Annotated in this window: 15 protein-coding genes and 1 pseudogene; 9 read left to right on the top strand and 7 right to left on the bottom strand. The window is 62.4% G+C overall.

The window, feature by feature from the left end; all coding sequences use genetic code 11:
• Positions 1-8: 8 nt before the first annotated feature.
• On the top strand, positions 9-779 hold the full coding sequence (gene tam / locus RHEC894_RS05920) for a trans-aconitate 2-methyltransferase (protein ID WP_085736604.1): 771 nt from the start codon (positions 9-11) through the stop codon (positions 777-779).
• Positions 780-912: 133 nt separating this feature from the next.
• Entirely contained in the window at positions 913-2,430 is a 1,518-nt protein-coding gene (gene zwf / locus RHEC894_RS05915) for a glucose-6-phosphate dehydrogenase (protein WP_085736603.1), read from the top strand.
• A gap of 12 nt (positions 2,431-2,442) precedes the next feature.
• On the opposite strand, the gene RHEC894_RS05910 is transcribed toward zwf, so the two are convergent.
• Both RHEC894_RS05910 and RHEC894_RS05905 read right to left on the bottom strand, forming a co-directional pair.
• The gene (locus RHEC894_RS05910) at positions 2,443-2,757 is read right to left on the bottom strand and encodes a hypothetical protein (protein WP_085736602.1); all 315 of its coding nucleotides are present in this window, start codon (positions 2,755-2,757) and stop codon (positions 2,443-2,445) included.
• 131 nt (positions 2,758-2,888) lie between these two features.
• Positions 2,889-3,344 carry an NUDIX domain-containing protein gene (locus RHEC894_RS05905; protein ID WP_085736601.1) on the bottom strand — a complete coding sequence of 152 codons (456 nt, stop codon included), beginning with the start codon at positions 3,342-3,344 and terminating at the stop codon, positions 2,889-2,891.
• A 153-nt stretch (positions 3,345-3,497) separates the two neighbouring features.
• Here RHEC894_RS05905 and RHEC894_RS05900 point away from each other — a divergent pair, with 153 nt between their 5' ends.
• Positions 3,498-3,764, top strand: a complete 267-nt coding sequence (locus RHEC894_RS05900) for a type II toxin-antitoxin system ParD family antitoxin (protein WP_085736600.1) — start codon at positions 3,498-3,500, stop codon at positions 3,762-3,764.
• 2 nt (positions 3,765-3,766) lie between these two features.
• A pseudogene (locus RHEC894_RS05895) lies at positions 3,767-4,080 on the top strand (type II toxin-antitoxin system RelE/ParE family toxin).
• A 38-nt stretch (positions 4,081-4,118) separates the two neighbouring features.
• On the opposite strand, the gene RHEC894_RS05890 reads toward RHEC894_RS05895, so the two are convergent.
• Positions 4,119-4,511 carry a hypothetical protein gene (locus RHEC894_RS05890; protein WP_085736599.1) on the bottom strand — a complete coding sequence of 131 codons (393 nt, stop codon included), beginning with the start codon at positions 4,509-4,511 and terminating at the stop codon, positions 4,119-4,121.
• Between the two features lie 224 nt (positions 4,512-4,735).
• On the opposite strand from RHEC894_RS05890, the gene RHEC894_RS05885 reads away from it, so the two are divergent.
• From RHEC894_RS05885 to RHEC894_RS05875, 3 genes are all read left to right on the top strand, one after another.
• Entirely contained in the window at positions 4,736-6,298 is a 1,563-nt protein-coding gene (locus RHEC894_RS05885) for a helicase HerA-like C-terminal domain-containing protein (RefSeq protein ID WP_085736598.1), read from the top strand.
• A gap of 217 nt (positions 6,299-6,515) precedes the next feature.
• The gene (locus tag RHEC894_RS05880) at positions 6,516-6,818 is read left to right on the top strand and encodes a type II toxin-antitoxin system RelE/ParE family toxin (protein WP_125460945.1); all 303 of its coding nucleotides are present in this window, start codon (positions 6,516-6,518) and stop codon (positions 6,816-6,818) included.
• Positions 6,808-7,137 carry an XRE family transcriptional regulator gene (locus tag RHEC894_RS05875; protein ID WP_085736597.1) on the top strand — a complete coding sequence of 110 codons (330 nt, stop codon included), beginning with the start codon at positions 6,808-6,810 and terminating at the stop codon, positions 7,135-7,137. Before RHEC894_RS05880 ends, RHEC894_RS05875 begins: the two co-directional genes overlap by 11 nt.
• An 18-nt stretch (positions 7,138-7,155) precedes the next feature.
• On the opposite strand, the gene RHEC894_RS32865 is transcribed toward RHEC894_RS05875, so the two are convergent.
• The gene (locus tag RHEC894_RS32865; RefSeq protein WP_010069082.1) at positions 7,156-7,335 is read right to left on the bottom strand and encodes a hypothetical protein; all 180 of its coding nucleotides are present in this window, start codon (positions 7,333-7,335) and stop codon (positions 7,156-7,158) included.
• On the opposite strand from RHEC894_RS32865, the gene RHEC894_RS05865 reads away from it, so the two are divergent.
• Positions 7,334-8,926 (top strand): ABC-F family ATP-binding cassette domain-containing protein, encoded by a 1,593-nt coding sequence (locus tag RHEC894_RS05865; RefSeq protein ID WP_085736595.1) that lies wholly within the window; start codon positions 7,334-7,336, stop codon positions 8,924-8,926. The genes RHEC894_RS32865 and RHEC894_RS05865 overlap by 2 nt on opposite strands.
• A gap of 538 nt (positions 8,927-9,464) precedes the next feature.
• A complete protein-coding gene (locus RHEC894_RS05855; protein WP_085736593.1) occupies positions 9,465-10,985 on the top strand; it encodes an ABC-F family ATP-binding cassette domain-containing protein in 1,521 nt (506 codons plus the stop codon).
• 70 nt (positions 10,986-11,055) lie between these two features.
• Here the strand turns inward: RHEC894_RS05855 and RHEC894_RS05850 are convergent, their stop codons facing one another.
• The 3 genes from RHEC894_RS05850 to RHEC894_RS05840 are packed head-to-tail and all read right to left on the bottom strand — an operon-like array spanning position 11,056 to position 13,113.
• Positions 11,056-11,835, bottom strand: a complete 780-nt coding sequence (locus RHEC894_RS05850) for a VOC family protein (protein ID WP_085736592.1) — start codon at positions 11,833-11,835, stop codon at positions 11,056-11,058.
• Positions 11,836-11,885: 50 nt separating this feature from the next.
• Complete coding sequence (locus RHEC894_RS05845; protein ID WP_010068714.1) at positions 11,886-12,353, bottom strand: DUF1579 domain-containing protein; 468 nt, start codon at positions 12,351-12,353, stop codon at positions 11,886-11,888.
• A 31-nt stretch (positions 12,354-12,384) separates the two neighbouring features.
• Positions 12,385-13,113, bottom strand: a complete 729-nt coding sequence (locus RHEC894_RS05840; protein WP_010068715.1) for a thioredoxin family protein — start codon at positions 13,111-13,113, stop codon at positions 12,385-12,387.
• Positions 13,114-13,136: the final 23 nt, after the last annotated feature.

Below are 13,136 nucleotides of genomic sequence, written 5' to 3'. Positions count from 1 at the left end.
TGAACGCCATGGCATGGTCTGCCAGCCAGTATGTGAAATTCGAGGATGAACGCACACGACCGGTGCGCGACCTTCTGGCGCAAGTGCCGCTGCAAAGCATCCGCCGTGCCGTCGACCTCGGCTGCGGGCCAGGCAACTCGACCGAGCTGATCATCGAGCGTTATGGGGCGGCAGGCGTCTCGGGCCTCGACAGCGACATGAACATGCTGGAAGCGGCGCGCAAGCGGCTTCCCGGCACGGCCTTCGTCGAGGCCGATCTCGCCAGCTGGCAGCCTCAGGAACCGGCAGACCTGCTCTTTGCCAATGCCGTCTTCCAATGGCTGCCCGACCATCTCGACATTTTCGACCGACTGATGGACGGGCTTTCCGAAGGCGGGGTGCTCGCCGTGCAGATGCCCGACAATCTCGGCGAACCCTCGCATCTGGCAATGGAGGAGACCGCCCATGCCGGCCCCTGGAAGACAGCCTTCGAGGCGACGAGCGTGCGCCGCAAGGGGCTGCCTGCGCCATCCGCCTATTACTCCCGTCTGATCGCCAAGGCGTCGCGCGTCGATGTCTGGCATACGATCTACAATCACCCGATGGCGGATGCGGCCGATATCGTCGAATGGGTAAAGGGAACCGGGCTGATGCCCTATCTCGCCCATGCCGGCGAGAAATATCGCGAGGCGTTTCTGGCTGATTATCTGCAGCGAGTGGAAAAGGCCTATCCGAAGCTGTCGGACGGGCGGGTGCTGCTGCGGTTTCCCAGGATTTTCATGGTGGCGGTGAAGGGGTAGCCGGCTGCAGCCGAATGAGGGTTTTTGCGGCCCGGGGCGCCCCGCCGCTGTCAAATGCCTGTTACTCCTCGCCGCCTATGTTGCGGCGAAACCGGCACGCATTATAGTCGGCCGGAAAATCACGGGAAACGACATCATGGCCACCCCTACTCCGCCCGTCACCCTCGTCATCTTCGGCGCCACGGGCGATCTGACGCGCCGCCTGCTGGTGCCGGCGATCATCAACCTGACGCGCGAGCGACTCGTCGGCGAGGATCTCCACATCCTCGGCATCGGCATCGAGCCGGGTGACGACGAGTTCCTGCGCGGGCGGCTCGACGAATTCCTCAGCCATCTCAGCGGCGAAGAGCAGACGGCGAAGGACGAAGTCTGGGAAAGCCTGCGCCGGCGCATTTCCTATACGGCGGGGGATTTTACCAAGGACGATATTTTCCTGGAGATCGGCAAGCGGCTGGGGCCGGATGCCAATGCCGCCTTCTATCTCGCGGTGCCGCCATCCTTCTTCGGTTCGATCGTCGAGAAGCTGGCCGCCCATGGGCTGACCGATGAAAGGGACGGCACCTTCCGCCGCGTCGCCATCGAGAAGCCGTTCGGTACCGATCTCGCTTCGGCCCGGGCGCTCAATGCGCAGATTCTCGCCCAGATCGACGAAAGCCAAGTCTACCGGCTCGACCATTTCCTCGGCAAGGAGACGGTGCAGAACCTGATGACGGCGCGTTTCGCCAACATGATCATCGAGTCCTTGTGGAACAGCCGCTATATCGACCATGTGCAGATCACCGCCGCCGAGATCGTCGATGTCGGCAGCCGCGGCAAATTCTACGATGCGACAGGCGCGCTGCGCGACATGGTGCCGAACCATCTCTTCCAGCTGCTGGCGATGATCGCCATGGAACCGCCGAACAGCTTCGATGCCGAGGCGATCCGCAACGAGAAGAGCAAGGTGCTGAAGGCGCTGCGCATCTATACGCCCGAGGAGGCAAAGACGCATGGCGTGCGCGGCGCCTATACCGCCGGCCCGCTCAACGGCGCCGAACTTCCGGCCTATCGCGACAGCAAGGACGTCTCGCCCGACAGCCGGACCGAGACCTATGTGGCGCTGAAGCTCTATGCCGATACCTGGCGCTGGGCCGGCGTACCCTTCTATCTGAGAACCGGCAAGGCCATGACGGCGCGCGACACCGAAATCGTCATCACCTTTCAGCCGGTGCCCTTCGCGCAGTTCCGCGAGACCGAGGTCAACCGCCGCCTGCCGCCGAACCGGCTGGTGATCCAGGTGCAGCCGGACGAGGGCATGAGCATGGAAATCTCGATCAAATCGCCGGGGCTTTCGGTCGATACCACGCCGGTTTCACTCGATTTCCGCTATGCCGACAAATTCGATATCGGCAAGACCACCGGTTATGAATCGCTGCTCTACGACCTCTTTATCGGCGACCAGACGCTGTTCCAGCGCGCCGACGGCATCGAAGCCGGCTGGGCGGCGGTGCAGCCCTTCCTCGACATCTGGGCAAAGGACCCGAGCACGCCCGACGCTTACACCCCGGGCAGCATGGGACCGGCCTGCGCCGATCGCCTCATCGAGCGCGACGGGCGGCAATGGCATGAACTTGGCGTCCTGCTGCATCGCAACGGCAAGGACAGCAAATAGAACGCTCCGATATTATCGATCGCGGCAGGCCGCGCTGACGGAGGCGCCGCTATTGCCGCCTTCGGTGGCAAGCGCCCCACGGGCCTTGCGCGGCGGGCAGCGCGCCCAATCGACCCGTCCGCTCGGGGCGCCGTTGCCGACGCTGCCGGTCTCGATCGAATCGAGCGGAATGACTAGCCCGCTTTGCGTCTCGACGCCCGGCGCGGTGCCGAGCGGCGGCGTTCCGTCGATCCGGCCGCTGGCGTCCATGCCCATATTCGACTGGGCAAGACACGGGGCGGAGAGGCTGAGGAGAGCGATCGACGTTGCTGCAATAAACCTGCGCATGATGCTGTTCCCTCTGGTTTCAACGATGCGATAATAACAGCAATTCGATCTTCCTTGTTCCGCTTGAACGGGCGCGGACGATCAAAGTTTGGCGAGCAGAATATCGGTCTCGCGGAAATGTATTCTCGGGATCAATCGCGCCAGCGTGACAGCAGCTTTTCCAGCCCTGTCGGATAAAGATCGATGCCGGCATCGCGCACCATCTCGCGGCCGAACCAGCGCGCCGTCGCCGCCGTCTCGTCGAGCTCGGAATAGCGGATTTCATCACGCGCATAGAGCGATGCATCGGCGAGTTCGATATCGGCGGCGAAGATATATTCGTGACCGGTCGCGCCATGATGCTCGAAGATGTTTTCGAGCAGATGCCAGGGGCCGACGATGCGGATCGCCGTTTCAAGTTCCTCCCGGAATTCGCGCTGCAGGGCCTGTTCGCGCGTCTCGCCGAATTCGATCGAGCCGCCGAGCGGGCGAATGCCCTTGATGCGGCCGCCGTCGTCCTCCACTTCCGCGGCGAGCAGCCGCTCTCCCCTCCAGGCAAGGCCGATCACCTTTACCCTGATCTGCTGCGGCGGGCGCCAGACGGTCATGCGGTTCTTCTCCTTCTTTTCGACGAGAATCCTGACTTATCCCGGCCGCATGACAAGGGCGATCAGAAATCATCCCACCCATATGGTCAAAGATTGACATCTATTGCCATCGTGAGGTGACTACACGATACTGCTGATAACGAAAGGAAAGCCATGCCCAACGTTGCGCTTGGAAGCCATTACGAGGAGTTTGTCCGGAAGCAATTGGAATCCGGTCGCTACAATAATGCCAGCGAGGTCGTGCGGGCGGGCCTGCGGCTGCTGGAGGATCATGAGGTGGCGCGCGAGCGCTGGCTCAACGAGGAGATCCCGGCGCGCTACGATGAGTTAATGAACAAGCCGGAGCTTGGCATCCCGGCGAAGACGGTGCGCGCCCGCTTTGAAGCCAGGCGCCGAAATGACGCGGCGAAAGCCAAATAGGCATGGCCTATCGCATTCTCTACCGTCCGAAAGCAGAAGCCGAACTCGAGAAACTCTACGCCGATATCGCCGTCAAGGCGGGAACCCGCATCGCTGGCAACTTCGTCGACGCAGTGATCACCTTCATCGAGGCCCTGGAGACGTTCCCGGAACGAGGTGCGGGCGGGAAAGCCGGATTCCCGGCCTGCGGATTATCGGCTACCGGCGCAGCGTCAGCGTTGCGTTCTCGGTCGCTGGCGACGATGTCATCATATTGGGCGTGTTCGCACGTGGGCGTGACATCACCGAAGAGATTCTGGAAGAACGACACGGGTGAGCCTCGCCACTCGGCGAGGCTCCTTTTGGCTCGGCTGCTCAGACGAACTGGCTGAGGCCCGGGACGGAAGCGACGACTTCGTCGACAACCTCTTCGCCGGCATATTGCTTGGCGATCGCGATGGTTTCCTTGGCAAGCGAGGTAATCTCGCCCATGCCGAGGCCCTCGCCCATCAACTGCTGGCCGAGGCCCATGATGCCGCCGCCGCCGAGCGAGCTCATCAGCCCGCCGAGCAGACCGCCACCGCCGGCGCCCGCGCCGTTGAACTGGGCGACGAGATCGGCGCCGCCGGGGATCGCCTCGATCATCCGGGCGACGGGGCCGTCGGCCGCCTCGCGCTGCAGGAAGCCGAGCATCATGCCGAGCGCCTTTTCGGCCAGCTCCGGAGAAATACCCACGCGATCGGCGATCTGGGTAACAATTTCATTCATCGTCAGCCTCCTGTTTTTTTTGACGTTAACGTCAGCGTTAATCGAGATTCGAGCGCAACTCAAGTCGACCCCGCCCGATGGGCACTGTGTGCGGTTTCGCTTTCGATGCAAACAGTTGTCGGCATCCGCATGCCTGCTTATAACAGGGAAACGATGGTTCGATGAAGGTAGCGGGAGCCAAACCTTCTCAACAAATGGCGGCAGCGCCGAAGGGAGTATTGCGGATGATCGAGGATGGCAAGATTTTCATCGGCGCGAGCCGCAACCCCGACGACAGCATCAACAAGCCGGAATATCTCGACCTGAAATTCGGCAACCGCCACGGCCTCGTCACCGGCGCCACCGGCACCGGCAAGACGGTGACGCTGCAGGTGCTGGCCGAAGGTTTTTCCCGGGCCGGCGTCCCGGTCTTTGCGGCCGACATCAAGGGCGACCTTTCCGGCATCGCCGCCAGGGGCGAGGCCAAGGACTTCCTCACCAAGCGGGCCGAGCAGATCGGCTTCACCGATTATGAATTCGATCAGTTCCCGGTGATCTTCTGGGATCTGTTCGGTGAGAAGGGCCACCGGGTGCGCACCACCGTCGCCGAGATGGGGCCGCTGCTGCTGGCGCGTCTGATGGATGCCAGCGAGCCGCAGGAAGGCGTCATCAACATCGCCTTCAAGATTGCCGACCAGGCCGGTCTGCCGCTGCTCGACCTCAAGGACTTCACCTCGCTGCTCAACTATATGGGCGAGAACGCCACCGAGCTTTCCAGCCAGTACGGGCTGATTTCCAAGGCTTCCGTCGGCTCGATCCAGCGGGCACTGCTGGTTCTCGAGCAGCAGGGTGCGGAACATTTCTTCGGCGAGCCGGCGCTGAAGATCTCCGACATCATGCGCACCAGCAATAACGGCTATGGCCAGATCTCGGTGCTTGCCGCCGACAAGCTGATGATGAACCCGCGCCTTTACGCCACCTTCCTGCTCTGGCTGCTCTCGGAACTGTTCGAGGAGCTGCCCGAAGTCGGCGATCCGGAAAAGCCGAAGCTGGTCTTCTTCTTCGACGAAGCGCATCTGCTCTTCAACGACGCGCCGAAGGTTCTGACCGAACGCGTCGAGCAGGTGGTGCGACTGATCCGCTCCAAGGGCGTCGGCGTCTATTTCGTTACGCAGAACCCGCTCGACGTGCCGGAGACGGTGCTTGCCCAGCTCGGCAACCGCGCCCAGCATGCGCTGCGCGCCTATTCGCCGCGCGAACAGAAGGCAGTGAAGACGGCGGCCGATACCTTCCGCCCGAACCCCGCCTTCGATTGCGCCACCGTCATCACCAATCTCGGCACCGGCGAGGCGCTGGTATCGACGCTGGAGGCCAAGGGCGCGCCTTCGATCGTCGAGCGCACGCTGATCCGCCCGCCATCAGGCCGCGTCGGTCCGCTGACCGATGCCGAACGCCAGCAGGTCATGGACAGAAGCCCGGTCCTCGGCGTCTACGACGACGACGTCGACCGTGAATCCGCCTTCGAGATTCTGGCCGCACGCGCCAAGAAGGCAGCGGATGCCGACGCCGCCAAGCGGGCGCAAGAGGAAGCGGCCGAGCAGCCGAGCAGCACCTCCGGCTGGAGCCTGCCGGGCTTCGGCGGCAGCAATGACGACAACCAGCAGGGCCGCGGCCAATCCCGTGGCCGCTCTTCCGGCTATCAGCGCGAAACGGTGGTGGAAGCGGCGATGAAGAGCGTGGCGCGCACGGTCGCAACCCAGGTCGGCCGGGCGCTGGTGCGCGGGATCTTGGGGAGCTTGAAGCGGTAGGGTCACCTCTCTTCTTACCTCGGGTATCCGAAGGATGGGTCGAGACCTGACGGCTCGACCCTGGTCCATGCAGGCATGGCGAGCGAGGCTGTACAACTTGCCAGCCAAGAAGTGGCCTTGATTTTTATATCTTTGAATATATATTTTTAAAGGCAGCCAATGACCTACAAGGTGCAAATTCCATCCCGACTTCGTTCCCGAATGGAAAGCGCTGGACATGGGGTTGAAGGAACTGGTTGGCGACGTGCTGGACCATCTCGAAGACGATGGCCCCTTCTTAGGCCGCCCTGAGGTCGATACGCTTTCGGGTTCCGATTATGCGAATATGAAGGAGATCAGAGTCAAATTTGGAAAACAGGTGTGGCGTTTTGCTTTCGCTTTCGACCCTGCTCAGAGGGCCATTGTTCTTTGCGGAGGAGACAAGCAAGGCATGAACGAGGCGCTCTTTTACAAGCAACTGATCAACAAAGCTGACGCTCGGTTCGGTGCGTGGCTGAAGGAGGCGAAAAATGAGCACTGAGTGGAAGACACTACGCGCCGAACTTCCGGAAGATGTTCGCACTCGGCTCGACATGAAACGTCAAGAGCGCCGTCTGGGCAAGGCTTTGGCGGAAGTGCGCAAAGCCATGCAGGCAACGCAGCGGGATGTCGCTGCGCGTGCGGCCATGACGCAGAACACCGTTTCAAAAATCGAAAGCGCTGACGATGTCCTGCTGTCGTCGGTCGTGCGCTACATGCATTCCCTCGGAGGCGGTGTCGAGCTTGTCTTGAAAACACCGGACGGGAAAGCGAGGCGCGTTGACTTTGATCCTGAGATTTATGTGAAGCAGATTGTCTAGCCGCAGGGCCCTACGGAGCTAGAAGCGGTAGGCGCTTCTCACGGTATGCCTGAAAGAATGCAGAATCGCTGCGGTGCCTTGAACCCGGTGGCTTTCTTCCCTAAATTCCCCGCCATCGACCATTTCAACAGGATGTGTGCCGCAATGGATTTCAACCCGATCGCAATGCCAGTTCGCCTTGCCAACGGGGAAATCCATGCCTGCATCCATCATTCTCTCCAAAGTTTCGTGGGCCACGCCTGACGGGCGGCCGCTTTTTTCCGATCTCGATCTGAGTTTCGGGACGGACCGCACCGGTCTCGTCGGCCGCAACGGCGTCGGCAAGACGACGCTGCTGAAGCTCGTCTCCGGTCAGATCCAGCCGCAATCGGGGACGCTATCGGTCAACGGCAGTCTCGCCCTCCTCCGGCAGAGCGTTCAGGTCGCGCCTAACGAAACCATTGCCGATCTCTTCGGTGTAGTCGGGGCGCTTGGTCTTCTTCACCGTGCCGAAGCTGGCGCGGCAACGGCCGACGAGCTTTCAGCGGCGGACTGGACGCTGGAGGCGCGCATGACCGCAGCCCTTGATCGCATCGGGCTCGACGCAGAGCCGCAGACACGGCTTGCCGCACTTTCCGGCGGGCAGCGCACCCGCGCCGGGCTTGCGGCCCTTGTCTTCACCGAGCCGGATTTTCTGCTGCTCGACGAACCGACAAACAATCTCGACCGCGAAGGCCGCGATGCGGTGATCGCGCTGATATCGGGCTGGCGGGCCGGGGCCATCATCGTCAGCCATGACCGGGAACTGCTCGAAAGCATGGACGCAATCGTCGAATTGACGTCGCTCGGCGCCACCCGCTACGGCGGCAACTGGAGCCATTATCGCGAACGCAAGGCGCTGGAGCTTGCCGCCGCACGGCATGACCTCGCCGAAGCCGAAAAGCGAATTGCCGAAGTTGCCGGGAAGGCGCAGGCGACTGTGGAGCGTCAGGCGCACAGGGATAGCGCCGGACGAAAGATGGCCGCCAAGGGCGGCATCCCGCGCATCATGCTCGGCGGCATGAAGGAGCGGAGCGAAACGACCGGCGGCGACAACGCCCGTCTTGCCGAACGCCGGCGCGCGGCGGCACAGGAAGACGCAAAAGCGGCGCGCGAGAAGATCGAGATCCTCCAGCCCTTGTCGGTGCGCCTGCCACGGACCGGGCTCGCCACCAATAAGACCGTGCTGAAGATGGAAGGTGTTGCAGTCGGCTATCGGCCTGACGATCCCGTGATCGGCAATCTCTCTTTCGCCGTGACCGGGCCGGAACGGATTGCCGTCACCGGGCCGAACGGCTCTGGCAAGACGACGCTGCTTTCGCTTCTCACCGGCGAACTCAAGCCCTGGGCCGGCACTGTCGCCGTCATGACCGACTTTGCCATGCTCGATCAGAAGATCAGCCTTCTCGACCCCTCGGCCTCGATCCGCGACAATTTCCGCCGGATCAACCCGCAGGCCGATGAAAACACCTGCCGGGCCGCCCTTGCCCGCTTCATGTTCAGGGCCGACGCGGCACTGCAGGTTGTCTCGACGTTGAGCGGCGGACAATTCCTGCGCGCCGGTCTTGCCTGCGTTCTCGGCTCCGCACCGCCGTCGCTGCTGATCCTCGACGAGCCGACCAACCATCTCGACATCGATTCGATATCAGCGGTCGAGGCCGGGCTGCGTGCTTATGACGGCGCGCTTGTGGTCGTCAGCCATGACGAGACGTTTCTCGAGAGTATCGGAATAGAGCGGCGGCTGGAATTGGCTGGCAGTGTGGGTGGGTGATTTTAGGAGGGAGCAGCGCTGCCTCCCGCCAGAGACATCTCTCCATCCCCACCCGCCTTTCGGGAGCGAGGCATCCTCCAGCGTCCCTCATGCTGAGGTGCGAAGCCCAAAGGGCGTAGCCTCGAAGCACGCCGCAACGCTGCTTCTTGCATCCCTTTGACGCCGGCGCACCCGCCTCGTCCTTCGAGGCCCCTGCGGGGCACCTCAGGATGAGGCTCTCTTGGGCTCCGCGGTTCCCTTGCCTCATTTTGCCGGCAATGGTATTTCAATCCTGCGACTCTTTCGAGAAAGGAGGATCACGCCATGCAGTATTATTTCCGGTTTAATCGCCAGCGTGGTCCCGTCGACGCCCTGCAAATACGTTTGCAGGGCTGACCAGAGACCGTTCCCGACATCTTTTCCTGGTCTGCCCTTCGTGGCCAATGTGGCGCCGTAACCATGGTGCCTGCATTCCTGTCATTTCCCGGGCCCGATAGGCGCAATCCCGTGATGGCTGAACGCCCCGGATCGCGTCCCCGGTCAAGACCAGAGAACGATCATGACCCTCATCAATATCCGCAATCTCGGCGTGACGCTGGGCAATCCGCTGTTTTCGAAACTGAACCTCGTCGTCAATTCAGGCGACCGCATCGGCCTCGTTGCCGCCAACGGCCGCGGGAAATCGACGCTCTTTGCCTGCATCACCGGTACGCTGGAGCCGAGCGCCGGCGAGATCACCAAGGCGCGCGGGCTGACCATCGGCCATGTCGCGCAGAATGTGCCGGCAGCACTTTTCGACACGCCGTTCTACGATGCGGTGCTGCAGGCGTTGCCGGCCGATCAGGCTGAAAGCGAGAGCTGGCGCGTCGACGTCGTGTTGGAATCGCTTGAAGTGCCTGAGGCCATGCGCGGCCGGCCGCTCAAGCATCTGAGCGGCGGATGGCAGCGGCTCGCCATGCTTGCCCGCATTTGGGTCACCGAGCCTGACGTGCTGCTGCTCGACGAGCCGACAAACCATCTCGACCTCGAAAAGATCGCGCAGTTGGAGGGCTGGCTGAATGGCCTGCCGCGCGACGTGCCGGTCATCCTCTCAAGCCATGACCGCGCCTTCCTCGATGCGACCACCAACCGGACGCTGTTCCTGCGGCCGGAGCAGTCGCCGGTCTTTGCCCTGCCCTACACACGAGCGCGCGCCGCCCTCGACGAGGCCGACGCTTCCGAAGCCAGGCGCTACGAGCGCGACATGAAGGCGGCGGAGCAATTGCGCAAACAGGCGGCGAAGCTCAACAATATCGGCATCAATTCCGGCAGCGACCTGCTCGTCGTCAAGACGAAGCAGTTGAAGCAGCGGGCCGAGAAGCTCGAGGATGCGGCGAAACCGGCGCATCTGGAACGCTCGGCCGGCGCCATCCGGCTTTCCAACCGCGGCACGCATGCCAAGGTGCTGGTGACGCTTGACGATGCGGCGGTGAGAACGCCGGACGGAACTCTGCTGTTCAAGACCGGCCGGCAATTCATCCGCCAGGGCGACCGGATCGTGCTTCTCGGCCTCAACGGCGCCGGCAAGTCACGGCTGGTGTCGATGCTGAAACAGGCGATCGAAACACCGGCGGCGGGACAGGACGGCATCAAGGCGACGCCGTCGGTCATTCTCGGCTATGGCGACCAGGCGCTTGCCGATCTCAACGACCGCGACACGCCGATCGGCACGATCATCCGCCGCTTCGATGTCGGCGATCAGCGGGCGCGCGCCTTGCTGGCCGGCGCCGGCATGACGATCGACATGCAGGCAAAACCGATCGGCCAGCTTTCTGGCGGCCAGAAGGCGCGGCTCGGCATGCTGGTGCTCAGGCTGACCGAGCCGAATTTCACCCTGCTCGACGAGCCGACCAACCATCTCGACATTGAGGGGCAGGAAGCGCTGGAGAGCGAACTGATGGCGCACGAGGCAAGCTGCCTGCTGGTCTCGCACGACCGCAGTTTCGTGCGGGCTGTAGGCAACCGGTTCTGGCTGATCGAGAAGAAGCGGCTGGTGGAAGTGGAGAGCCCGGAAGGGTTCTTTGCTTCGGTGGCGGGGTGATGGATGGGCGTGACTGTGTTGGAGGCGTGCCGAGTGGCCACTCGGCACTACCGCCAACATCGCCAAATGCCTACCGCTTCGGCGCCACCAGGCAGAAGAAGGCACCCTGGGGGTCGATGGCCTGGACGATCCAGCTGCCGCCGGGGACTTCCATCGGGCCGTGGACGACCTTGCCGCCGCCCGAGGTGAGGCGTTCGATCGCGGCATCGAGGGTCGGCACGATGAAATAATAGCACCAGAACGGCATCGGCATGTTTTCCGGCTTGGTCATCATGCCGCCGATCTGCCGGCCATTGCGGGCGAAGAGGTAGTAGACGCCCATCGGACCCATGTCCATTTCGCTGTCCTTCGTCCAGCCGAACAGCTTGGAATAGAAGGAGACGGCGTCTTTGCCGTTGCCGGCATAGAGTTCGTGCCAGCCGATATTGCCTGAAGCATCGGGGGCCAGTTCCGGCCAGGTTTTGTCCATCGGCGCCGGTGTCATGATGCAGAGCACCGCACCATGCGGATCGGCGACGACGGCGAAGCGGCCGATGGTCGGGATGTCTTCCGGCGGGCGGCGGACCGAACCGCCATTGGCGGCGTAGTCCCTCGCCGACTGGTCGACATCGTCGACGCAGACATAACCCGTCCAGTTCGGTGGAATGCCGGTTCCCTCGAGTTCGGCCGGAAATTCCATCAGGCCGCCGACGCCGATGCCGTTCGCCTCGAAGATCGTATAGGACGGCATGCCCTCCATTTTCATTTCCGAGGTCGTCCAGCCGACGACCGAGCTGTAGAATTTCGCGGCCGCCGCCGTATCGGGGGTCATCAATTCGCACCAGATGAACTTTCCATGCGTCTCAGACATCGTGCTCTCCCTTTGTCGGCGCCCTTTTTTCGAGGTCTGCGCCGTGATTGTCAGATCCTGCGGGTGTAGTGCGCTTCCATGAATTGCTTCCAGGAACCATCGGGCTGCCTGGCGCTGGAGATGAAGGTGCGGTGATCGGCGTCGGAAAAAGCGATCTGCTCGCGGTAATCGGCAAGCCCCTCGCCGTTGAAGTCCGGCCCTGTGGTATAGAGGTCCAAGACGTTGCCGGATGCGTCGAGCTCGCCCTCATAGACCCACATATAGTCCATCATGCTGCCGATCCAGCTGCCGACATATTTGCCTTTGGCAGCGTTGTAGCCGAGCGTCAGGATGCTGCTCGCCGGCTTGCCATCCGGCATGCGGCCGGCGCCTTCGGCGACGAACCAGATGCCGTGCAGCGAACGGACGGTCTCCTTCCAGGGCTCGCCGCCGGACATTTCGGGTGCGCTGACGGTCCAGTCACCGACCAGCCTTTCCAGGAAGGAATGTTCCTTCAGCACTTCTGCGGTCTTCATCATCCTCTTCTCCCTTGAGTGATGGTGGCCCACGTCAATGACAGCAGGATGGCGACTTTTGAGCCTCCTCATATTCGTCATGGCGGCGCACGAAATTCATCGTGCTGTCCTCATTGCGGCCTTTCGGGGCGCGGTCGAGGATCATCAGGGTGCCGATCAGTTCCTCCGGCCCGCGGGCATAACTCGAATAGGTATGGAAGACCTCGCCCTTGTCGTTGCGGTAGAAAGCGCTGAGGCCCGGCAGTTCGTCATTGGCGTCAGCCGGCTGCATGGGAGTGAAATTGTAAAAGACCTTGTCTTTGGCAAGATCCTCCGGGCTGAAAGAGACGTGATAATCGAAATTGAAATCGCTGCCGAAGGACGAGACCCAGGGGAATTTCCAGCCCATGCGGCTTTTGTAGGCGGCGATCCTGTCGAGCGGCGCGCGTGAGACGGCGACCCAGGTGACATCGTGATGGTTGAGATGCGGCAAGGCGCCGTCCACGTGATCGGACAGGAAGGAGCAGCCAGGGCAGCCGGCATCCCAATCCGGGCCGAGCATGAAATGGTAGATCAGCAGCTGGCTGCGGCCGTCGAACAGATCGGCGAGCGATTTCTTTCCCTCGGGCGTATCGAAGACATAATCCTTGTCGACCTTCACCCAGGGCAGCGCCAGACGCGCGGCGTTGATGCTGTCGCGCAGCTTCGTCGCCTCCTTTTCCTTCAAGAGCAGGGCACGGCGGGCCTCGAGCCATTGCTCGCGGGAAACAACTTCGTTCTGCATCGGATGCGCCCTCCTCCGGCGCT

Source organism: Rhizobium sp. CIAT894 (assembly GCF_000172795.2).
In the GTDB taxonomy this organism is placed as follows: domain Bacteria; phylum Pseudomonadota; class Alphaproteobacteria; order Rhizobiales; family Rhizobiaceae; genus Rhizobium.
Note: the sequence above shows the minus strand (reverse complement) of the source record. Positions and strands in the feature narration are given on the sequence as shown.